Raw genomic sequence first — 21236 nt, forward strand, 5'->3', positions numbered from 1 at the left:
AGTCCCGTCAGCGCTTGGAGATGCGGACCACTCCGGTTTCGGTGCCCTGGTAGAGGGTGCCGTCCGGGGCGGCCGTCCCGCGCATCTGGAGCGGGTTGTAGACCAGCCCGATGCCCAGGAAGGAGCTGCTGAGCTGGGCGCCGGTCGCCGGGTCGAGCACGGAATGGTGGTATTGGGCGAAGGTGTTCAGGCCGGCGCTGCCGGTCGGGCCGGTCACCGAGATGGTGTAGATCTTTCCGTCGGCCAGCGAGAGACGGGGCAACGCCGCCGACTTCACCGCGCTGTTCCACACCACCGAGCAGCCCGTTCCCTCGGCGTCGACGTCGATCCGGCTGAGGCCGCCCTCGAAGCCGGCGGAGGCGGGCAGGCTCGCCGGAGCGCCCGCGGGCAGGGCCGGGTACGGGTAGCCGTAGGTGTTGGTGACGAAGACGCTGCGGCCGGTTGCGATGACGGCGTCCTCGGTGCCGCTGCGGGCGTACTGGGTGAGCACGGGGATCCGGCAGATCGGGTCCGGGCCGCCGGCGACCCGGTACACGAGGAGGTTCCCGTGCGGGGCGGCGTTGTCGACGATGGCGACGTACTCGGTGCCGTCGCCCGGTCCGAAGAAGCTCGGGGTGGTGCCGGTGCCCCAGCTGAGCTGGCCGGGCTTGCGGGCCGGCCCGCGGTCGTAGGGCGAACGCCGGTCCACGACGGGGGTGCCGTCGGGGGCGGCCGACAGGAGGTAGAGGGCGTGGTCGGTGGCCACGGCGGTGCGGCCGGGGACGGTCGAGATGCTGTTCTGGACGCCCTCGCCGGTGCTGATGCTGCGCACCGCCCCGCTGTTGTCGTCGACGGTCCCGATCACGCCGCCGCTGGTGGCGAACCAGACCCTGCCGTCCCAAGCGGGGGTCAGGCCGACGATGTTGTCCCCGGCGGGGACGGCGTTGCCGAGGGGGGTGGACCGGTCGACCTTGAGCGCCCAGCCGTCGGCGGACCGGTGATGTCCGATGCGCAGGAGGTTGTTGGTCCCGTCGACGACGACCAGGCGGTCCTCGTTGTCCAGGTAGGCGTACACGCCGCCGAACAGGCTGCCCTTGGGGAGTGCGAGGGAGGCGAGGTCCGCCCCGCTGGCGGGGTCGAGCAGGTGCGCCGTCGGCGTCCGGCCGAAGATGGTGGTGCAGAGGGCGACCACATAGCCGTCGCCGCCCACGACCACGGTGGGGCAGGCCGAAGCCAGCGCCGTACGGGTGTAGTTGATGCCGGCCGTCCCGGGCCCCGGGTAGGACGTGGTGCCGCTGGAGGCGGTGTCGCCGTGCATGGTGGCCGCGCCGTTGGCGGCGGTGAACGGGTTCTGCGGCGCCTGCGGCCCGTAGGGGGACGTCGGGGCGGCGGCGGAGGCGGGTGCTCCGCCCAGCGCCGCGGCGCTCAGGGCCACGGCGAGGGAGACGGCGAGAGCGGTGAGGCGCCCGCCCGCGGGCAAGGAGAACGGCATCAGGGGTCCTTGTGACTGGAGGGGAGTGGCGGGAGTGGCGGGAGTGGCGGGAATGGCGGCGGAGTGCTCGCAGAGCGCGACGTGGGGCGCGACGCGGGGCGGGGCCGGTGGGCGCCGCGTGACGTGCGGTCGCCGTGGCGCCGCGGGGTCGGCCGAGGCGGTGGGGCCGGCCGGCGCGGCGGCTGCCGATGGGGCGGCCCGGACCGTGGTTCCGGGTGGCGGTTGCTCCTCGGAACGGCTCTGACGACGACGCTATCCGCTGCCCGCGCGATCCGGATCTCTCCGCGGCAGCCGGTCACGGCTTGTTCACACAGTTCACGTTGCCGCAGCACAGCGGCCACATGGAGCGAGAGGGGGATCTACTCCAGGAACTGCGGCGAGGGATCCGGCTGCAGTCGCTTCAACGACAGGGATACGCGCTCCCTCGACAGGTCGACGTCGAGGATCTCGGCCGAGACCTGCTGTCCGATGACGAGGAGGTCGCGGGGGTGCTCGACGCGGTGCCAGGAGAGCTCAGGAAGGTTGATCATCGCCGTGAAGCCCCCGATGTCCACGAAGGTCACGCCGAAGTCGGGCATCGCGACGACGGTGCCCGTGCAGATCTGCCCGCGCCGGAGCGTCTTGAGGAAGGCCCAGTTCAGGTCGCTCGCTGTCGCCGGCGTCCTCCACCGGGCGCGCAGGACGCCGTCGCCGTCGGGCAGTACGCCGGCGAGCAGCGGCCGGCGCTCATCGCCGTACGGGGCCAGGGCCGCAGCCGCCCGGGCACCTGCCATGCGGGAGGCCAGCGCCGGGTAGTCGCACTCGTCGGTCTCCGTGCTGGCGATCGCCCCGTCCTCGTCCTCCCACACGAATTCCACCGAGTCGGGGGGCAGCGCGGCGAGGACCGCCGCCACGTCCGTGGACAGGTCCGGCCAGACGGTCAGCCGGGAGCGCGGGGCGAGCCGGGCGCGTACCGGATCGAGGGTGTCCCGGGTGAGGCGGTGCCAGCGGGCGCTGTTGTGGACGAAACCCTCCTCCAGCACCACGGCATGCCAGGTGGCGACGAGCCAGCGCACGCGGTCCCAGAAGTCCTCGTCGGCGGGCCGCTGTACGCCCGGTTCGTCGTCCTCGTCCTCGTCGGGGGAAAAGCAGTCCGTCGGTTCCGGGAAGAGCCCGAGCGCCCGGGTGCGGGCGACCGCCCCCGCGCAGGGCCGGTCGCTGCTCACGTAGACGTACTGGTCCCAGTCGACGTGCACGGCGAAGCGCCCCTCCACCTCCAGGCGGCACCAGGCACCGCCGCCGCGGAGCATGACCCGGACCAGCTCCAGGCCGACGGAGAGGGGCACCTGCGCACCGTCGTGGAACCCGCTGAGGTCGGGCGGGAAGAGCCCGGCGAGGCCGTGCCCGTCGACGGTCGGGGCCAGGCCGAAGTGGACGGATCCGGAGATCCCCGGACCGCGTACGGTCAACCGGTCGACGCCGGTGTCCTCGGCGAAGGCGGCGACCGCCCGCAAGTAGGCCGCCTCCACCGGACCGTGGTCGCTCACCGGCTCCTCGGCGCCGGCGTAGCTGCCGTCCTCGTCACGGTCGGCGGGGTCGTACTTGGTGATGCGGTGGACGAAGGACGGCACTCTGCTCCCTGATCGTGGCCGATGCGGTCGCGCGGTCGATCGCATCGACGGGAGCTTAGACCGACCGGCACAGGGTGGGCGGGGTCGCCCGGGAGGAGCCGAACGGCGGAAGGAGGGATGCCGGCGCTTCTCGCAGGCGTCGGCATCCCGGTCGGGTCAGCTGGTCACGCGGAAGGTGGCGTCACCGCGTCCTGTCGCGGTGGTGACCGGGTCGAGCCGCAGCTCGTAGGCGTAGTGCCGGATGTAGTGGTCGGGGTGGTCGTACGACTGGAAGGACGACCAGCTCGCGTCGGCGAGTCCGGCGACCTGGCGGAAGGTGGCGTCCGCGGCGAACCGGGTGGTGCCGTCGTTGTGGGCGAGCTGGAAGTCGTAGTCGGAGTGCCGCAGGAAGTACCCGGGGAAGTTCACCGACTCGAAGGAGACGGTGCCGGTGCCCGCGAGGCCGGGCCGCAGCCGGAACCGGGAGTCGTCGGCGGGGCTGATGTTCGGGTCGATGCGCACGTCCATGGTGGCGTGGCGTACGTACCGGTCCTGGAAGTTGAACGACTGGAGCTGGCCGGCCGCGGTGTTGGGCCAGCGGGCGAGCACACGGCTCTCCTCTGTGGGCGTCAGGTTCAGGATCCATCCGTGCCGCTTCTTCGTACCGCCCATGTGGTAGCTGCCCGGGGCCTGCTTCTGGTAGGCGGCGGGGTGGGACGGGTCGGTCGTCACGACCGGCATGTAGCCCCCACTCGTGGCGTACTGGTCGAGGTAGAGGCCCCATGTGTCGGTGCCGTTGAACTTCATCCACATCGGGCCCTCGACCATCGACCCGGTCAGACCGATGCCGGAGAGGTTACCGAGAGCGGTCCACGTGCCGAGGATCGAGTCGCTGCCTTCGAGGGTGATCTGGCCGTCGCCGGAGGCGCGCACGTAGCGGTAGTCGCCGACGCCCGACGGGACCTCGATGATCTGCGTGTCGATGATTTCCTGGGCACCGGGGCGCTCGATGTAGACCTGCGGGGTGGTGACCGTGCGGAAGTCGCTGGTGCGGGCGTAGAAGATGCGATGCTTCGTCACGCCGTTGCGGGGCACGTTCGTCGCCCAGTACAGGACGTAGTCGTTGGCCTCCGGGTCCCAGATCGCCTCAGGTGCCCACGCGTTGCGCCCGTCGGGGATCGCGCCGGCGACGTTCAGCAGCCACGGCTGCGACCAGGTGACCAGGTCCGTCGACTCCCACACCACGAGGTTGCGGCTCCCGTTGTCGATGGAGTCCCCCCACGACTGTCCGCAGTCGATGCACAAGTCGGTCGCGACGATCCAGTACTTGCTGCCGTCGGGGGATCTCACCAGTGCGGGGTCGCGCACGCCCTTGGTGCCGACCGTGGAGCGCAGGACCATCCCGCCGCCGTTGAGATCGTTCCAGTGCACACCGTCCGTGCTGTGCGAGAGGTAGATCTGCTGGCCCGTCGACCCCTCCCCGGTGAAGTGGACCATCAGGTAGCCCGGGTCGGCGGCGGCGGCCCGCTGGGGCGTGGCCATCACGGCCAGACCTGCGAGGAGGAGGCATACGGTGAGCAGTGTCGCCGACAGCCGTGCGCGAAGCGCGGACATGGACATCTCCTGTCGTTCCGGGGGTGGCGCCGTAGGTGGACGGCTGCCGCACGAGCTGGAAGGGCGCGGGGCAGGCGCGTGCGACACCGCTTCCAGGCAGTGAGCCGCACCGGAAGTGGCGTCACTGTTGCGCCCAGTGAGAATTGTTAACGCTCACAATCCAGCGGGCAAGAGGTAGGCGCACAGCTGCCCACTCTTGAGCCCCGCCCCCTCGCACAGCGGTCGCCCATGGCCGGTCGGTCCTGGTGAGGGTCGTGGTGCGGGTCGTGGTGGCGGCAGCGACGCGCGCCCGGCCCGGAGCCGGTGCGTGCCGGGCCGGAAGCCGGTTCGAGGCCGCCGCCACACCGCACCTCCCGGTCCGGCTACCGGACGCCGGTCGTGGTGTTGCCGGTGACCGTGCCGTCGGTGCCCGACAGGGTGACGCCGTGGCGGACGCCGTCCGGACCGATGACCACGGCCAGCCACGCGCTGCCGCCGCCCTCCTGGCCGATGACGCGCAGGCTCTCGACCTTGCCGCCGCTCACCGCCGCGGCCGCCTTGTCCGCCGCCTGGGAGAGCGGCAGCGCCGGCAGCGGCGCGGGCGCCGTCCGGGGGCCCGGGCCGTGCGGGGCCCCGTCGCCCTGGTGGCCCCAGCCGCCCACGCCGCGCTGCTGCGCCCGGCCGTGCCCGCCCGCACGGTGCCCGTCCTGGCCGCCGCGGCCGCCGGGACCGCTCCCCTCGCCGTTCTCGTGGCCCGAGCCGGCGCGGACGGCAAGGGCTCTGCCGTCGCGCTCGTGGTGGTGCTCCGCCACGGCGGCGGCGGCCACCCCGCCGCCGACGAGGACCACGACGGCGCCCACGGCCGCCAGGCGGGCACCGCGGCGCCGGGGCACCAGGCGGCCCACGCCCCGGCGCACCCCGCCACCGCCCCCAGGGGCAGCTGCGGGCTGCCCGGGCTGTTCGGGCTGTTCGGGCTGTTCGGACGGCGGGAAGGCTTCAGACATAGTGGTGCTCCTCATGCACAACCGGGCACCGCACCCGGCTCGGTGCAGAGCATGGGGCGTGGAAGCTGAAGCCCAGCTGAAGGCGGCTGAAGCCCTCTTCAGCCGGCCGCCCGGGCGGACTGAGATCCTGGGCGGCATGCGCGTATTGCTGGTGGAGGACGAACGGCGGCTGGCCCTGGCCCTACAGCGGGGGCTCCAGGCCGAGGGGTTCGTGGTGGACGTGGCCCACGACGGGCCGCAGGGCCTGTGGATGGCCACCGAACACGACTACGACCTGATCGTGCTCGACATCATGCTGCCCGGCCTGAACGGCTACCGGGTCTGCGCACGCCTGCGCGCGGCCGGCAACGAGTCGGGCATCTTGATGCTCACGGCCAAGGACGGCGAATACGACGAGGCGGAGGCCCTGGACACGGGGGCCGACGACTTCCTCTCCAAGCCGTTCTCCTACCTCGTCCTGGTCGCCCGGCTCCGCGCACTGGGGCGACGCACGGGGCGCAGGCGCCCGCAGGTCACGACCCTGGGCGACCTGGTCGTGGATCCGGCCCGGCATACGTGTTCGCGCGGCGGCACGGAGATCAGGCTGACGGCGCGGGAGTTCGCGGTGCTGGAGTACCTGGCCCGGCACGCCGGTGAGGTGGTGCCCAAGCGGGAGATCCTCGACCAGGTGTGGGACAGCGCCTTCGAGGGCGACCCGAACGTGGTCGAGGTCCACATCAGCGCGGTGCGCCGCAAGATCGACGCCCCCTTCGGCCGGGCCGCGCTGGAGACCGTACGCGGTGCGGGCTACCGACTGGCGGCCGACGGTGGCTGACCCCGCGGCCCGGCCCCGCCTGCGCCGCTCGCTCCGTCCGCCCCGGCTGCCCCGCCCGTTCTGTCCGCCGCGCCTGCGCCGTCTGCTGCGCCCGCTGTGGCCCACCACGGTCCGGGCTCGCGCCACCGTGGGCGCCTGCGCCGTTGTCGCGGCGGCCCTGGCGATCGCCTCGTACACGTTGCTCGGGCTCCTGGGCGCCAATCTGCTGCGCAATGCCGAGGGCGACGCCGAGCAGCAGGCCCTGACCGTCGCGCAGCTCGCCGCCGACGGGAAGCTGGACCGGGTGCGGCCGCCGGCGCACGGCGCCGATTTCGTCCAGGTGGTGGGCGCGGACGGCCAGGTCCTGCTCGCCAGCCCGAATCTGGCCAGGACGCCGGCGATCCGCGCCGCCGGGCCGCAGCGCCCGGGGACGCTCTTCCACACCTGGAAGGTGCGCCCGCTCGGCGGCGAGCACCGCCAGCGGGTCGTCCAGATCACCACGGACACCCCACAGGGCCTGGTCACCGTCTACGCGGGCACCTCCCTGCGCGACGTCGACGCGGCCGATGACACGACCACGGCCGCCCTCGTCATCGGCTGCCCCCTCCTGCTCGCCACCGTGGGCCTGGTCACCTGGCGGGTGACCGGCCGGGCGCTCGGGCCGGTCGAGGCGATCCGCGCCGAGGTCGCCGAGATCACCGACCGGGACCTGCACCGACGGGTCCCCGTGCCGCCCACCCGCGACGAGGTCGCCCGCCTGGCGCAGACCATGAACGCCACGCTGGACCGGCTGGAGTCCTCCGGGGCCCGCCAGCGCCAGTTCATCGCCGACGCCTCGCACGAACTGCGCAGCCCGATCACGGTGTTGCGCACCCAACTGGAGGTGGCCCTGGCCGTTCGGGACCCGGAGCTGTGGCCCGAACTGATCAGCGGGGCCCTGGAGGACATCGAGCGGTTGCAGCGGCTCACCGTCGACCTCCTGTTGCTCGCCCGCATCGACGCGGCGCAGCCGGTGCCGGCCGTCCGGCTGGACCTGACCGCCCTGGTCGGCGAGGCGACGAGAGCGCGCCGGGGCGACCGCGTGCCCGTGCGCACGCACCTGGCCGAGGGGATCGAGGTGGCCGGCAGCGAGCTGTGGCTCACCCGGGTCGTCACCAACCTGCTCGACAACGCGCAGCGGTTCGCCGACCGGCAGGTGGACGTGGTCCTGCGGACGGAGGGTGGGCCACCGGGGCCGACCGCCGTGCTGGAGGTCATCGACGACGGGCCGGGGATCCCTCCGGGTGACCGGGAGCGGGTCTTCGAGCGCTTCACGCGCCTCGACGACGCGCGCAGCCGCGATCACGGCGGGGCGGGCCTCGGACTCGCGATCGCGCGCGACGTGACCGCACACCACAGCGGGACTTTGACCGCGCAGGACTCGCCCCGGGGGTCCCGTTTCGTCGTCCGGCTGCCCCTGGCCCAAGAGCCGCCCCGCACGTGAACTCGACCGTACGGAGCACCGGAAGGACGGCCGGAAGGAAGGCTAGTCGGACGGTCGGATGCCCCCTCGGACGCGTCGGACGGTGGCGCGCAGGGGGCCCACGGGGTGGAGGACCACGCCGAAGAAGGTGGAGTGCGGGAGCTCCTGGAAGTCCAGGTCGTAGGCGGGCAGCAGGAGTTCGAGCAGGCAGAGCATCTCGCGGTAGGTGAACTGCTGGCCCAGACAGGCCCGGGCGCCGAGGCCGAAGGGGTAGAAGGCGCCGAGCTGGCCGGGGCGCCGGCCCGGTTCGATGAAGCGCCAGGGATCGAACACCTCCGGATCCGGCCAGAGTTCGGGGTCGCGGTGGGTCAGGTAGGGGGAGCTGAGCACGTGGCTGCCCGCCTCGATCCGGAATCCGCCGATCGTGTCGTCCGCCGCCGCGTGGCGGGGGATCAGCCAGACGGCGGGGTGCAGCCGCATGGTCTCGTTGACCAGCGCGGTGAGCACCTCGCGACGCTGCTCCGGCGAGCCGTTGCGGCAGACGTCGAGCACCCGCTCCCTGACGTCGGGGTGCTGTTCGAGCCTGAGGAAGAGCCAGGACAGCGTCTTGGCGGTGGTCTCGTGGCCGGCCACCAGCAGGTTGACCAGTTCGTCGCGGATCAGCCGATCGGTGTACTCCGGCCTGGTCCGCGCCGCTTCCAGGAAGACCCGGAGGAGTCCGCCCTCGCCCCTGCTCCCGGCCTCGACCCGCTCCCTGGCGTCGGCGATCGCTCGGGCGCAAGCGGAGTCGATCCGTGCCAACGCGGCCGTCACCGCTTCCTGGTCGGCCGGGGCGGTCGCCGTGAGTGCGGAGAGGTGGACCGCCACCTCGTTCATGGCATCGAGTTCACGATGGGTCGCGTCGTCCAACGGATCCCCGGTGAGGGTCCGCCAGATGGCGTCCAGGGCGAAGAACTGCAGGTCGGCGCCGACATCCGTGGGCTCGCCGGTACGGGCGCACTCGGCCCAGCGCCGCTCGGTGCGCGCGGCCGCCTCGGTGATGCGCTCCTCCCAGCGGCGCAGTCCGACCGAGGTGAACTGGCCTTGGAGCAGTCGTCGTTGCTGTTTCCACCGCTCGCCGCTGGCCGCGATCACACCCTCGCCGAGCAGCAGCCCGGCGCGGTGCGACTGCTTGACGTACCCCTCCGGGTGCTGCGCGAGCACGTGTTGGACCTGCTCGGGGCCGGTGACCAGCACCGTGCGGCGCGGGCCGAGGGTGAAGGCCGCCAACGGGCCCAGTTCGGCCGCCCGGGTGAGGAGTTCGACCAGCTCGCCGCCACGGGCCTGCCAGGCCGCCACCTCCTCCGGCTGTAGTTCGGGCAGCGGAGCGCCGGGGGGTGGGCCCGGCCGGACCTGGGGGATCGGACGGTCGGAGGCCGTGGTCATCGGGTCTCCCCAGGTAGGCCCGGTGCGCGCCGTCGACGCGGCGCGGCAGGGCGAGGACGTGACGCAACGGATCCTATGCGACACGGTGCGCCACCGGCGGTCGTCCCGGTGCGGCCGTCCCCGTGGGGCGGGCCGAGGAGCGACGAAGGAGCGATCGCCGCGGCGCGGACGGGAGATGATGGCCCCTTACGGGCGCGCGGACCGGTACGGACGGACCGCGCGGGGCGTCGAGGATGCGCGGGGCGCGAGGGGCGGACACGTGGACGGTGGGAACGGGGCGCCGGGCGCGGCGCTCGTCGAGCTGCGCCGGCGGTTGGGTGACGGCCTCGCCCTGGCCGGCCTGACCAAGACCCGACTCGCCGCCCGGGCCCGCCTGGGGCGCACGACCGTGCACGACTCCCTCAGCGCCCGGGCCCCGGTTCCCTCGGCGGCCACCGTCGCGGCCCTCGCCGAGGCACTCGGTCTTCCGGGCGCCGAACTGCTGGAACTGCGCCGGCGCGCGGCCGGGGCCGGGGCCCCCGATGCCCAGGAGGAGGAAGAGGCGGCCTGGCCCGGTCGCCTCGGCAAGCCGATCGGCGACTGGGACCCCCACCACCTGGAGGTCCACCCCGCCGGACCCGGAGCCGGCCACCACCCCGCCGCGGTGCTGTCGGGATACGTGTCCCGGGAGCACGACCGGGTGCTCGCCGAAGCCGTCGGGGCGGCGGCCGCGGGCCACCGCCAGCTGGTGGTGCTCGTCGGCTCGTCCTCGACGGGCAAGACCCGGGCGTGCTGGGAGGCCGTACAGCCGTTGGCGGCGCGGGGATGGTGGCTGTGGCACCCCTTCGACCCGTCACGGGTGGAGGCCGCGGTCGAAGACCTCGCCCGCGTCGGTCCCCGCACCGTGGTGTGGTTGAACGAGGCCCAGCACTACCTCGGCGATCCTCTCCACGGCGAGCGCGTCGCGGCCGCCCTCCACGGACTCCTCACCACCACGGGCCGCGGCCCGGTGCTCGTCCTGGGCACCCTGTGGCCGGAGTACGAGCGCCGGTACACGGCCCCGCCGGCCCCCGGCACGCCCGATCCCCACAGCAGGGTGCGGGAACTCCTGGCGGGCCGGGTCCTCACGGTGGCGGACGCCTTCGACGAGAAGGCGCTGCGCGAGGCGAGCGCCCGCGCGGCGGCGGGTGACAGCCTGCTGGCCGACGCGCTCGGCCGGACCCGGACGAGCGGGCGGGTGGCCCAGGACCTGGCGGGCGCCCCGCTGCTCCTCCACCGCTACCTGACGGCGAGCCCCGGCGCCAGGGCGTTGCTCGACGCGGCCGTGGACGCGCGGCGACTGGGCGTCGGGCTCCACTTACCCGAGCGCTTCCTGCGGGAGGCCGCCTTGGACTACATCGGCCAGGAGGACTACGACGCCCTCCATGACACGGCCGACTGGGAGCGGGCGGCGCTGGCCGAGTTGGCGCAGCCGGTCCACGGAAAGCAGGCCCCGCTGCGCCCCGCGGGGCCCCGGCCCGCCCGGCGTTCCCCCGACGGGTCCGCCCCCGACGGGTCCGCCCCCGACGAAGGGGTGGACGCCGGGCGGATGGTGCGGCTCGCCGACTACCTCGAACAGTACGGTCGCGATGCCCGGCGCCGACTGTGCCCGCCCGATTCGTTCTGGAGCGCCGCCCGCGCGCACCTCGCGCACCCCGGCGACCTCCGCGCCCTGGCCGACCAGGCCAAGCGCCGCCACCGGCTCCGCTGGGCCCACCACCTGCGCCGGCGGGCGGAGGCAGGTGAGCGCGCCGCGTTGCCCGAGCGGGGGGCGACGGTCGAGGAGCGCCTCGACGAACTGGTGGACCTGGTGTGGGACCGGCCGAACGGGCGGCCGTCCGAAGCCGCGGCCGCATTCGCCCGGGACATGGCCGCCCGGGGGCCCGTGACCCCGCACGAGAGGGGGGTCTGGCAGGTGGAGGCGGGGGAGCCTGCGCAGGCCGAGCGGCTCCTCCGCGAGGCCGTGGCAGCCGGCCAGCTCGAAGCCCTGTGCGACCTGGCGCTGCTCCGCGAGGCGGCCGGGGACCCGCAGGAGGCCGAGGGGCTCGCGCGCGAAGCGGCCCGGGCCGGGCACACCGGCGCCCTGGAGGAGCTGGTGGCGCGGCGGGAGCGGGACCGGCAGCGCCCCGAGGCGTTGGAGCTGGCCCGCTCCCTGGCCGACTTAGGATCCCCCGAGGTGCTCTGCGAACTGGCGGCACGGTGCGGGACGGAGGGCGACGCGCAGGAGGCGCAGAGGTGCCTCCGCCATGCCGCCGACGCCGGCTCGGTCCGCGCCGTCCACCTCCTGTCCCTGCTGCTGGAAGAGGCCGGCGACTGGCGCGAAGCCGAGGAGCTGGCCCGACGGGCGGCCGGGGGTGGCCGTCCGGAGGCACTGTTCGAGCTGGCGCTGCGGCGAGCGGCCACCGGCGACCTCGCCGCCACCGCGTCACTGTTCCAAGAGGCGTTGGACGGCGGGCACCCGCGCGCGCTGCGAGCCCTGGTGGTCCTGCGGGAGCGCTCGGGTCGGCCCGAGGAGGCGGAAGCCCTCGCCCGAGAGGCCGCTGGCACCGGTTGGCCCGAGGCGCTGCGCGACCTGGCGGTCCTACGGGCCAAGGCCGGCGACCTGGCGGGCGCCGAGCCCCTCTTCCTGGCCGCCGCGGAGGCCGGGCACCCGTACGCCGTGCGGGACCTGGTCCGGTGGCTGGACGAGAGCGGCGACGAACCGGGCGCCGAAGACCTCGCCCGACGGGCCGCGCGCACCAGGTTCGCCGCCTTCCACCCGCTGCATGAACTGGCGCGCTGGCGGGACCGGGGCGGCGTCCGCGGCGACACCGAACCCTTCTACCGCGAGGCCGCGGCGCTCGGGGACGGCGATGCCCTTCTGGACCTCGCCGTGTCGCGGGAGCGGGACGGGCGGCACGCGGACGTGGATGACCTCTACCGCGAGGCGGCGGACACGGACGACTTCTTCGCCCTGGACCAGCTGCTGCGCCGCTACGAGCGCAGCGCGGCCCCGGCGGCGATGATCGAGGCCCTCTGTCGCGGCGTCGCCGACACCGGCGGCTACGCGTTGCTCCACGACCTCCGCTCGCGGTGGCCCTACGGCCTGGACCCCGACGGCGCTCCCACCCCGCCGTGGTCCGACGGGGACGGGGAGGGGAAGGAATGAAACCGTCCATTGGATCACCAACTCCGTTTGCCAGTGCTTGACTTGGCTTTGCCGAGCCTGACCGGACCTTGGTTTACCGCGACCGGGTTGTTGGCTAGTCTGACGGCCGGAAGCTGCCCCCGTGTCCCTGTTCTGACCGGTCGGCGAAGGACATCGGACGTGACGGGAGGACCGCGTTGGACGGGCGTGTGACCGGCCGGCCGACGCGCGCCGTGCTCCCCCCGGCGCTGAGCCTGTGGCTCGGGTCGATCGCCGCTCTCGCCGCACTGGTCGTCGTGGTGCTGGGGGTCCGGTACGCCGACGACAGTCGGCCCGCCACGGTGGACTCCCGGATCGGGGGAGTGGTGGACGGCATGCGGCCGTCGCCGTGGCGCCATGTCGCCCTGGCCCTGGACTTCTTGGGGGAGCCCGCGGGATCGGTGGCGCTCGTCGCCGCCGTGGTGACGGGGTGCCTGCTGCTACGGCGCCGCCGCGCGGCCGTCCTCCTCGTCGCCGGTGTCGCCCTGACCGTGGGAACCACGACCCTGCTCAAGTACGTGGTGGGACGCACCATCAACGGCGGCTACCTGTCCTACCCGAGCGGGCACACCGCCTTCCTCACCGCGCTTCTCCTCGTGGTGGCACTGCTCGTGACCGGCCGCCTCGGTCTCGGCAAGGCGGCCGGCACACTGCTCGTACTCGCCGCGGCGTTGGTGGGCGGCGCGGCCATGGGGTGGGCACAGGTGGCCCTGGGCGCGCACTACCCGACCGACGCACTCGGCGGATGGTGCACCGCCCTCGCGGCGATCCCGGCCGTCGCGTGGCTGGTCGACCGTACGGCCGACCGGTTGGTCCACGTCGGTGGACGGGAGCGCCACTGACGTGCAGCGGTGTGACGGCTCCTCAGGAACGGTTCACGTCACGTCACGTCACTTCACGACAAGCGGCGGAACACGGGTTTCACCGGTCGCCCGCCCAGCCAGGGGGTGGGATCGCCGGCGTCCAGCGCCTTCCGGTACAGCGCGCACGCCTGGGCCACCACGTCGACGGTGTGGTCGATGTCTGCCTCGTCGAGCGCGCTGCTCACCACGAACGACGGGGCCAGCACCCCGCCCGCGAGGAGCCGGCGCAGGAACAGGGTGCGGTACGGCTGTGACGGCCGCATGTCCGCGTCGAGGGTGGCGAAGACCAGGTTGCTGGCCCGGCCGTGGACCAGGACGTGGTCGCCGACGCCCATGCCCGCCGCGGCGTCACGGACACCGGCGGCCAGCCGCTCGCCGAGGGCGTGCAGCCGCGCGGTGATCCCCTCCTCGACGTAGGTGCTCTGCACGGCCATCGCGGCGGCCAGCGAGTGTGTTTCCGCGCCGTGCGTGGTGGACAGCAGGAACACCCGTTCGCCGGCGTGGCGCAGACCGCCCCGTTCCATCGCGTCCCGGCGCCCGGCCAGCGCGGAGACGGCGAAGCCGTTGCCCAGCGCCTTGCCGAAGGTCGAGAGGTCGGGAACGACGCCGTACAGGCTCTGGGCACCCGCCTCGGACCAGCGGAAACCGGTGATCATCTCGTCGAAGACCAGGAGGCAGCCGTGCCGGTTCGCCAGCTCCCGCAGTCCGGCGAGGTAGCCGGGCGGCGGCTCGGTGTGGCCGGCGGGTTCGAGGATCAGGCAGGCGACCTCGCCCTGGTAGCGGGTGAGCACCTCCTCGGTGGCGGCCAGGTCCCCGTACGGGAACGCCACGGTGAGCTCGCGGATCGCCGCCGGAATACCGGCGGACATCGGCGTCGTGCCGATGAACCAGTCGTCCACGGAGAGGAACGGCTGGTCCCCGCAGATCGCGACCCGCGGACGCCCGGTCACGGCGCGGGCCAGCCGTACCGCGGCCGTGGTGACGTCGGAGCCGTTCTTGGCGAACTTCACCATCTCGGCGGTCGGCACCGTCTCCAGGAACCGTTCCGCGGCCTCCACCTCCACGATGGAGGGCCGGGCGAAGTTGCTGCCGCGGTCGAGCTCCCGCCGCACCGCTTCCAGCACCCGCGGGTGGGCGTGACCGAGGCTGACCGACCGCAGGCCGGAGCCGTACTCGACGTAACGGTTGCCGTCGACGTCCCACACATGGGCGCCGCGGCCATGGCTGATGACCGGCGCCAGGTTCTCGGGGTACTGGTCGTCGCCCTTCGCGTAGGTGTGCGCGCCGCCGGGTACCACGGCGTGCAGCCGCTCGCTCGCCGCCCGCGACCGCGGCAGGGAGAACTCCGTTTCGCTCATGCCGACGTCACCCCTTCCCCTGCTTCAGGGCCTCGGTGAGGCCCGGTGCCTTCCGGTCCCGCTGGGACATCGAGGTGACCGGCAGCGGCCATGGAACAGCGAGCTCCGGATCGTCGAAGGCGATCGTCACGTCCTCGGTCGGATCGTGCGGGCGGTCGATCCGGTACGAGACGTCGGCGGTCTCGGTCAGCGCCTGGAAGCCGTGTGCGCACCCCGCCGGTACGTACAGGGTCACCTGCGTGTCGCCGGACAGCTCGAAGGTGGCCACATTGCGGTAGGTCGGCGAGTCCGCACGCAGGTCCACGATGACGTCGAAGACCTTTCCGTACGAGCACCGCACCAGCTTCGCCTCGCCGGCGCCCGAGCGCAGGTGCAGGCCGCGCAGCACGCCACGGACCGAGCGGGACACGCTGTCCTGGACGAAGGAGTGCGGGTCAAGGCCCACCGAGCGGACCACGTCGACGTCGAAGGTGCGGCAGAAGAAGCCGCGTTCGTCGGAGTACGGCGTCGAGGCGAAGAGGTACGCGCCGGCGATCGTCGGCACTTCGGTCGCCGTCATCCCGGCCGCTGTCGTAGCGGGTGCCGTCGTAACGGTCGCTGTCGTAGCGGTTGCTGTCGTTCCGGTCGTTTTCAATCCGGCTGCTTTCGTCTCGGGCACATTCACGGAGTCTCCCGCAAGGAGCGGTCGTGGTCGTGTGATCGGGTGTTGGGGTGAACGTTGTCCGGGAAGAGGGCTGCGGTCAAGGCCGCGAACTGGTCCTTGACTTGCTGCGCCGCGATCAGGTTCCGCTCGGCGAGGGTCTTCCTCAGGTCCGCCGCGTTCTCCTCCAACTCCCGGAATTGCGCGAGCAGTCGGGCGGCGTCGACCTCGCGGGCCGGGTGGCTGTAGGCGCCCAGCCCCATCCGCTCCATCAGCGCCTCGCTCTTCGCCGCGTAGCTGAGCGCGAGGGTCGGCGTGCCGACCTTCAGCGCGCTGATGATGTTGTGGTAGCGGATGGCCACCGCCGTGTCGACCGAGGCCATCTCCTTCATCAGGTCGTCCAGCGAGGACGTCTCGGCAGCGGTCACCAGCGGCGAGTCCACCGCGTCGAGGATCGCGGCGACCACCTCCGCGTCGACCCGGTCCCCGGTCAGCAGCCGGACCGGCCTGCCGTCCTCCACCAGCGTGCGGACGAAGCGGATCGTGCCGTCGAGGTAGCGCCGGTGGATCTCCTCGGCCCGGGATCGATCGTCGTCCCCGCCGTGGAAGGCCATGACCCCGACGCAGACCGGACCGGCCGGCGGACCCGAGGGCACGTCGGCCGCCGCCGGCTTCGGCAGGGAGAAGGCGAGGTCCGGGTAGACCTCGTCGCGCGTGGTGTCCACGCCCATCGCCCGCATCGCGTCGCGGGAGGGCGCGTCGCGGTACGACCGGTACGCCGCCAGCCGCGCCGACCAGCGCACCAGCGTCCGCGTCGGCCGGTTGCCGATCGCGGCCGCACCGACGCTGACCAGCGCGACCCGGGTGCCCAGCAGGCGGCCGGACGCGCACAGCAGGAACAGGGAGTACGGGAAGCCCCACGGCCGCAGCGGCAGCGTGGCCTCCAGTACGCCCATGCCCGGCACGATCACCACGTCGTGCCCGCGCACCCAGGCGGCGGTGCGGACGATGTCGATGAGCTTGCCCACGCCCTTCGCCGCGACCGACCCCGCCCGCGAGGCGGTCCGGTACTCCCCGCGGAACCAGTGCAGCCGCGTGGCGGGGATCCCGTACCGGGTCGTCACGACCTCGGCCCCGCCGCACAGCGCGTCCACGACCGCGTCCGGGTGGTCCTCGCGCAGGTACCCGAGCACGGCTTCGAGGGAGGCGTCGTTGCCGAGGTTGCCGGAGCCGAGCAGGCCGAAGAGGCCCACGCGCGCCGGAGCTCCCTTCGGGGACCTCATGCCGGCCTCCCTTCACGGCCGGCGACGAGCGCGTCGACGGAGACCGTGAGCAGCGCCGGGTCCACCGGGGCGCGGTCCTCCACCCGCTCGCCGGCGCCCGGCCGGGCCCGGCTGGTCATCCAGGCGGCCAGGTGGCGGTAGCAGGCGCGCCGGTCCGAGGCGGAGAGCGGCGCCCGCCGGACCGCCGAGACGAAGCCCCACACGTACTCGGCGAGCAGCCGGGCCGTCGGGTGCAGCGGTCCGGCCCGCAGCGGATCCAGGTTGGCGCAGCGGGAGCGCTTGCTCGGGTTCGCCCGCTCGGCCCGGTTGGGGTGGTCGCGGCGGAAGTACAGCAGCTCCGGCACCTGGTGGAAGCGGCCGTGCAGGGCGATCTCGGCGACGAAGGTGCGGTCCGCGTGGTGGTAGCTGTCGAGCGGCTTCACCCGGCGCAGGACGTCGGCCCGCAGCACCCCGTAGAAGTCGTCGCCGCCGGGCTCGAACAGCAGGCTGCGAAAGCGCACGGGCGCGGACGGCGAACCGGTGGCCAAGGTGTAGTCGTAGGGGATGGTCACTTGGCCGTCCCCATCGATGACCGCCTGGTCGGCGTGGGCGCAGATCACGTCGGGTCGCTCGTCCAGCGCCTCCACGCAGCGCTGGAGCAGGTCCCGGGCGTACAGGTCGTCGTGCGAGGCCCACTTGAAGAGCTCGCCGCGGCACTCGTCGAAGACGTGGTTGTGGTTCGGCGAGGCGCCGATGTTCCGGGGCAGCCGGAGGTAGCGGATGCGCGAGTCCTTCGCGGCGTACCGGTGGCAGATGTCCCGGGTCCCGTCGGTCGAGGCGTTGTCGGAGATGACGAGCTCGAAGTCCTCGTACGTCTGGCCGAGCAGGGCGTCGAGCGACTCGGCCAGGTACTCCTCGCCGTTGTACACGGGCAGGCCGATGCTCAACCGCGGATGGGCGGTCATGGTGTCCTCACTTCACGGATGGAATCTTGCTGGTGCTCGCGCAGGGCGGAGCGCAGTTGTAGCCACCACACGGCCGAGCTGCTGAGCGTCGCGGCGGCGACGCCCCAGGACGAGCCGACCGTGCCCGCTAGGACCGCCCCGCCGACGCCGCCGCCGGCGTAGCAGGCGGAGGCGAACATCTGGCAGCGCAGGCTGCGCCGGGCCGCGCCGAGCGCGCGCAACCCGGCGGCCGCTCCGGTGCCGATGCTGGCGCCCGCGACGCCGAGCGTGGCCGGGACGACGAGCTGCGAGGCGGCGGGCCAGACCTCGCCGAGCACGAGCTCGCCGAGCCGGTCCGGGACCAGCAGCAGAGCGGCGCCCCACAGCAGTGCGGCGCCGGCCTGCCCACCGCCGAGCAGGAGACAGAACCTGCCCAGTCGGTGGGCGGCCTGCCGCAGCACCCGGGCCGCCTCCGCGACGGTGACCAGCGACAGCCCCATCAGCACCGCGAGGAACGGGCCGAGCAGCAGCTCGGCGCCCCGGACCGCGCCCACCGAGGTGACCCCGACGATCGCGCCGAGCCCGTACGCCCGGATCTGGTAGGCGCCGCTGAGGCCGACGTTCTCGGCCAGGTACCGGTAGCCGAGGTCGCGCTGCTCGCGCAGCCACCCGCGGGCGCCGCTCACCTGGGGCCGGATGCCCGACTGGAAGCAGCCGTACACCGCGGCCACCGCGGCGGACCCGCCCCAGGCGAGCACGAAGGCGGCCACGGTGCCCACGCGGGCCGCGACCAACAGGGCCGGGACGAGCGCGACGCCCCACACGAGGTCGTTGGTGAACGCCTTCTTCCCGATCCCCGCGGCGAAGAACGAGTACCGCCAGGCGTCCTGGATCAACAGTCCCGGCAGCACGACGCCGAGGCAGGCCAGAGCCGCCCCCACGCCGCCACCGAGGCTCAGCCCGATGGCCAGGCACGCCACGCCGAGGGCCGTCCCGACGCCGAGCGCGGTGCCCGAGGACCGGGCCACCGCCGAGCGCCAGGAGGCCTGTGACACGCCGCTGAAACGGACCACGAGCGGGTCGGTGGCCAGCCCGCGGGAGACGTTCAGCACCACGCCGTAGGTCACCCAGGCCAGGCTGAACACGCCGAAGGCGGTCGGCCCCAGCGAGCGGGCCACGTAGATGCCCACGGCGAAGTTGCTGATGCTGGAGGCCGCCTGGTCGGCCAGCCCCCAGGACAGTCGGCCCACCATGGCCCGCTTCGCGGTGCGCGGGGCCGGCACGGTCGGGTCCGCCGTATCCGCCGCATCCGTCGTCGTGGTGTTGTCCCCTTCTGTGGTCATGGACTTCACGCCTTGATCAGACCGGCACCGCGCAGGGCGTCGGCCGCCACGGCGACGGTGTCGAACGCCAGCCCCGCGCGCTCGGCGACGTCCAACAGGCTGTGCTCGCCGTCGGAGAGGCTGAGCACCCAGAGCATGGCCATCTGGGCCTGCTTCGCGTCGCTGCGCCCACCGAGCGAGTCGTACAACCCGCGCCGACCCAACTGCGGTTCGCCGTACGGACTGAGGTTGAGGTAGCTCCGGTTGCGGTCCAGCACGCCGAACGCCTCGCGGCAGACGGCGAGCGTGTCCGTCATCGCCTCGGGGGAGACGAAGTCCGGATTGTCGGCCGAGGTGTGGTACTCGGGGTAGCCGGCGTACGGGGTCCGGCTGAGCGAACCCACCCCGAGGTCGAAGCCCGGCGAGCAGTACTGCCGCTCGTCGTAGCCGTACGGGGTGAACTCGGTGATCCGGTGCGGGCGTTCGGAGGTGCGCAGCACGTGCTGGAGCACCCGGTCGATCTCCGCGTCGCCGCGCCTGCTCTGTTTGTAGGTGAGCCGGCCCGAGTCCCCGGCGCAGGCCAGCACCAACCCGTGCTTGACCTTCTCCACCCGTTCCGCGTTGCGGGCCAGCCAGGTGATCGCCCCGATGGTGCCGGGGGCGAAGATGAACCGGTAGGTGTAGTACGGCGTCCGCTCGGCCAGCGCCCGCGCCAGGTACGTCGCCACCGCGACGCCCGCCAGGTTGTCGTTGGCCAACGACGGGTGGCAGACGTGGCAGGAGACGATCACCTCCTCCGGGACCTGCCCGGGGACCACATGCTCGGCGTAGGTGAGGTGGCCGTCGGCGAGCGTGGAGTCGATGCGCACCTCGTAGTCGCCGTCCGGCAGCGCGTCCAGGGTCTCCTGGGCCAGGCAGAAGCCCCACTGCGGCGTGTAGTAGCTGGTGCGGTACGGCACCCAGCTCGGCTGCTCCGGCAGGGTGTGCAGGTGCGGGCGCAGCTCGGCCAGCGGCATGGTCGCCGACACCGGCGTGCTGTAGCCGAGCACGTGCAGGCTGGACGCCGCGAAGTCGACGACCCGGTTGCCCGCGGCGTCGGCGACGTACGCGTCCCGGATGTTCCACTCCTGGGGCACGGTCCAGTCGAGCACCTGCGTCCCGGTCGCCACCTCGTGCACCTGGAGCGGCAGGTACTCGCCGATGATGTCCAAGGTGGCGCGCACGCCGTCGCCCGTGATGCTCCGGCAGAGCGGGTACAGCCGCTCCACCAGGGCGTGCATCTCCTCGCCGACCACGGTCATCGGCGCCACCGCAGGGTCTCGTCGACCGCGCCGGAGTCGGACGCCGAGCGCAGCACGGCCAGCCGGGTGAAGCGCTGGTCGAAGGCCTCCTGGGTCAGCCCGTGCGTGCGGTACGCCTCGGCGAGTTCGAGCGCGCCCTGCTTGACCGTCCACTCGCAGTCGAAGCCGGGGATCGCGGCCCGGAACCGGGCGAAGTCCACCCGGTACGAGCGCGGGTCGGCGCCGTTCTCCCCGGTGATCCGCACCTTGGAGCCCGGTACCGCCTCGGCTACCTGCTCGGCGATCTGGGCGACGGTCACGTTGTTGACCTCGCTGCCGATGTTGAACGCACGGTCGTGGACCGCCTCCCGCGGCGCGACCAGCGCCGCCGCGAAGGCCCGCGCGATGTCGACGGCGTGCACCAGCGGGCGCCAGGGGGTGCCGTCGGAGAGCACCAGGACCTCGCCGGACAGGAGCGCGTGCCCCACCAGGTTGTTCAGCACGATGTCGGCGCGCAGCCGGGGCGAGTAGCCGAAGGCGGTGGCGTTGCGCATGTACACCGGGCTGAAGTCGCCGTCGGACAGGGCGTGCAGGTCGTCCTCCACCCGCACCTTGGACTCCGCGTACGGCGTCACGGGGCGCAGCGGGGCGTCCTCGGCCACCAGGCCCCCGCCGCCGGCGGCGCCGTAGACGGAGCAGGTCGACGCGTACAGGAAGCGCCGCACACCGGCGTCGCGGGCCAGCTGCGCGAGGCGCACGGACGCGTGGTGGTTGATGTCGTAGGTGAGGTCCGGGGCCAGCGCTCCCAGCGGGTCGTTGGACAGCGCGGCCAGGTGGATCACCGCGTCGACCCCGGCCACGTCCTCGGCCGTGACGTCGCGCAGGTCCACCCGCCGCCCCGGCGGGTCCGCGGGCTGCGGGCCCAGCACGCAATCGGCGAACAGGCCGGCGTCGAGACCGACGACCTCGTGCCCGGCGGCCGCGAGGACCGGGGCCATCACAGTGCCCAGGTAACCCTGGTGTCCGGTCAGTAGTACGCGCATGGT

The 21236-nt window shown here is 73.4% G+C and carries 16 protein-coding genes; 4 read left to right on the forward strand and 12 right to left on the reverse strand.

Translation table 11 applies throughout. The features are described from left to right. Positions 1-7 precede the first annotated feature (7 nt). From ACIBEA_RS22860 to ACIBEA_RS22875, 4 genes are all read right to left on the reverse strand, one after another. The gene (locus ACIBEA_RS22860) at positions 8-1471 is read right to left on the reverse strand and encodes a hypothetical protein (RefSeq protein WP_399263700.1); all 1464 of its coding nucleotides are present in this window, start codon (positions 1469-1471) and stop codon (positions 8-10) included. A 359-nt stretch (positions 1472-1830) separates the two neighbouring features. Then, positions 1831-3081 (reverse strand): S1 RNA-binding domain-containing protein, encoded by a 1251-nt coding sequence (locus ACIBEA_RS22865; protein WP_399263702.1) that lies wholly within the window; start codon positions 3079-3081, stop codon positions 1831-1833. Positions 3082-3237: 156 nt separating this feature from the next. Continuing rightward, positions 3238-4674, reverse strand: coding sequence for a glycoside hydrolase family 43 protein (locus tag ACIBEA_RS22870; protein WP_399263704.1), 1437 nt, complete (start codon positions 4672-4674; stop codon positions 3238-3240). A gap of 362 nt (positions 4675-5036) precedes the next feature. Then, on the reverse strand, positions 5037-5657 hold the full coding sequence (locus ACIBEA_RS22875) for a hypothetical protein (RefSeq protein ID WP_399263706.1): 621 nt from the start codon (positions 5655-5657) through the stop codon (positions 5037-5039). A 136-nt stretch (positions 5658-5793) separates the two neighbouring features. Between ACIBEA_RS22875 and ACIBEA_RS22880 the strand changes: the two genes are divergently transcribed. Beyond that, positions 5794-6471, forward strand: a complete 678-nt coding sequence (locus tag ACIBEA_RS22880) for a response regulator transcription factor (RefSeq protein WP_399263707.1) — start codon at positions 5794-5796, stop codon at positions 6469-6471. Further along, complete coding sequence (locus tag ACIBEA_RS22885; protein ID WP_399263709.1) at positions 6464-7933, forward strand: sensor histidine kinase; 1470 nt, start codon at positions 6464-6466, stop codon at positions 7931-7933. The genes ACIBEA_RS22880 and ACIBEA_RS22885 overlap by 8 nt, the downstream gene beginning before the upstream one ends. Before the next feature lie 42 nt (positions 7934-7975). Here ACIBEA_RS22885 and ACIBEA_RS22890 read toward each other — a convergent pair whose 3' ends face one another. Beyond that, entirely contained in the window at positions 7976-9337 is a 1362-nt protein-coding gene (locus ACIBEA_RS22890) for a cytochrome P450 (RefSeq protein ID WP_399263711.1), read from the reverse strand. Between the two features lie 259 nt (positions 9338-9596). On the opposite strand from ACIBEA_RS22890, the gene ACIBEA_RS22895 reads away from it, so the two are divergent. Together ACIBEA_RS22895 and ACIBEA_RS22900 are read left to right on the forward strand one after the other, a co-directional pair. Continuing rightward, positions 9597-12503 (forward strand): helix-turn-helix domain-containing protein, encoded by a 2907-nt coding sequence (locus ACIBEA_RS22895; RefSeq protein WP_399263713.1) that lies wholly within the window; start codon positions 9597-9599, stop codon positions 12501-12503. 188 nt (positions 12504-12691) lie between these two features. Beyond that, complete coding sequence (locus ACIBEA_RS22900) at positions 12692-13363, forward strand: phosphatase PAP2 family protein (RefSeq protein ID WP_399263956.1); 672 nt, start codon at positions 12692-12694, stop codon at positions 13361-13363. Between the two features lie 53 nt (positions 13364-13416). Here ACIBEA_RS22900 and ACIBEA_RS22905 read toward each other — a convergent pair whose 3' ends face one another. The 7 genes from ACIBEA_RS22905 to ACIBEA_RS22935 form a co-directional block, all read right to left on the reverse strand. Then, entirely contained in the window at positions 13417-14742 is a 1326-nt protein-coding gene (locus tag ACIBEA_RS22905; RefSeq protein ID WP_399263715.1) for a glutamate-1-semialdehyde 2,1-aminomutase, read from the reverse strand. A 7-nt stretch (positions 14743-14749) separates the two neighbouring features. Then, on the reverse strand, positions 14750-15301 hold the full coding sequence (locus ACIBEA_RS22910) for a dTDP-4-dehydrorhamnose 3,5-epimerase family protein (protein ID WP_399263717.1): 552 nt from the start codon (positions 15299-15301) through the stop codon (positions 14750-14752). Between the two features lie 101 nt (positions 15302-15402). Continuing rightward, a complete protein-coding gene (locus ACIBEA_RS22915; RefSeq protein WP_399263719.1) occupies positions 15403-16665 on the reverse strand; it encodes a polysaccharide pyruvyl transferase family protein in 1263 nt (420 codons plus the stop codon). Beyond that, positions 16662-17609 carry a glycosyltransferase family 2 protein gene (locus ACIBEA_RS22920; RefSeq protein ID WP_399263721.1) on the reverse strand — a complete coding sequence of 316 codons (948 nt, stop codon included), beginning with the start codon at positions 17607-17609 and terminating at the stop codon, positions 16662-16664. The genes ACIBEA_RS22915 and ACIBEA_RS22920 overlap by 4 nt, the downstream gene beginning before the upstream one ends. After that, complete coding sequence (locus ACIBEA_RS22925; RefSeq protein WP_399263723.1) at positions 17606-18931, reverse strand: hypothetical protein; 1326 nt, start codon at positions 18929-18931, stop codon at positions 17606-17608. Before ACIBEA_RS22925 ends, ACIBEA_RS22920 begins: the two co-directional genes overlap by 4 nt. A 5-nt stretch (positions 18932-18936) precedes the next feature. Then, the gene (locus ACIBEA_RS22930; protein WP_399263958.1) at positions 18937-20211 is read right to left on the reverse strand and encodes a DUF4910 domain-containing protein; all 1275 of its coding nucleotides are present in this window, start codon (positions 20209-20211) and stop codon (positions 18937-18939) included. Beyond that, a complete protein-coding gene (locus tag ACIBEA_RS22935) occupies positions 20208-21233 on the reverse strand; it encodes an NAD-dependent epimerase/dehydratase family protein (protein WP_399263725.1) in 1026 nt (341 codons plus the stop codon). The genes ACIBEA_RS22930 and ACIBEA_RS22935 overlap by 4 nt, the downstream gene beginning before the upstream one ends. Positions 21234-21236 lie beyond the last annotated feature (3 nt).

Source organism: Streptomyces sp. NPDC051555, from assembly GCF_044454405.1.
Lineage (GTDB): Bacteria > Actinomycetota > Actinomycetes > Streptomycetales > Streptomycetaceae > Streptomyces.

Excerpts from the sequence above, each read along its gene's own strand:
- ACIBEA_RS22860 (WP_399263700.1), bottom strand. The coding sequence starts at position 1,471 with ATGCCGTTCTCCTTGCCCGCGGGCGGGCGCCTCACCGCTCTCGCCGTC.
- ACIBEA_RS22870 (WP_399263704.1), bottom strand. The coding sequence starts at position 4,674 with ATGTCCGCGCTTCGCGCACGGCTGTCGGCGACACTGCTCACCGTATGC.
- ACIBEA_RS22875 (WP_399263706.1), bottom strand. The coding sequence starts at position 5,657 with ATGTCTGAAGCCTTCCCGCCGTCCGAACAGCCCGAACAGCCCGAACAG.
- ACIBEA_RS22880 (WP_399263707.1), top strand. The coding sequence starts at position 5,794 with ATGCGCGTATTGCTGGTGGAGGACGAACGGCGGCTGGCCCTGGCCCTA.
- ACIBEA_RS22890 (WP_399263711.1), bottom strand. The coding sequence starts at position 9,337 with ATGACCACGGCCTCCGACCGTCCGATCCCCCAGGTCCGGCCGGGCCCA.
- ACIBEA_RS22905 (WP_399263715.1), bottom strand. The coding sequence starts at position 14,742 with ATGAGCGAAACGGAGTTCTCCCTGCCGCGGTCGCGGGCGGCGAGCGAG.
- ACIBEA_RS22910 (WP_399263717.1), bottom strand. The coding sequence starts at position 15,301 with ATGACGGCGACCGAAGTGCCGACGATCGCCGGCGCGTACCTCTTCGCC.
- ACIBEA_RS22915 (WP_399263719.1), bottom strand. The coding sequence starts at position 16,665 with ATGAGGTCCCCGAAGGGAGCTCCGGCGCGCGTGGGCCTCTTCGGCCTG.
- ACIBEA_RS22920 (WP_399263721.1), bottom strand. The coding sequence starts at position 17,609 with ATGACCGCCCATCCGCGGTTGAGCATCGGCCTGCCCGTGTACAACGGC.
- ACIBEA_RS22925 (WP_399263723.1), bottom strand. The coding sequence starts at position 18,931 with ATGACCACAGAAGGGGACAACACCACGACGACGGATGCGGCGGATACG.
- ACIBEA_RS22930 (WP_399263958.1), bottom strand. The coding sequence starts at position 20,211 with ATGACCGTGGTCGGCGAGGAGATGCACGCCCTGGTGGAGCGGCTGTAC.
- ACIBEA_RS22935 (WP_399263725.1), bottom strand. The coding sequence starts at position 21,233 with ATGCGCGTACTACTGACCGGACACCAGGGTTACCTGGGCACTGTGATG.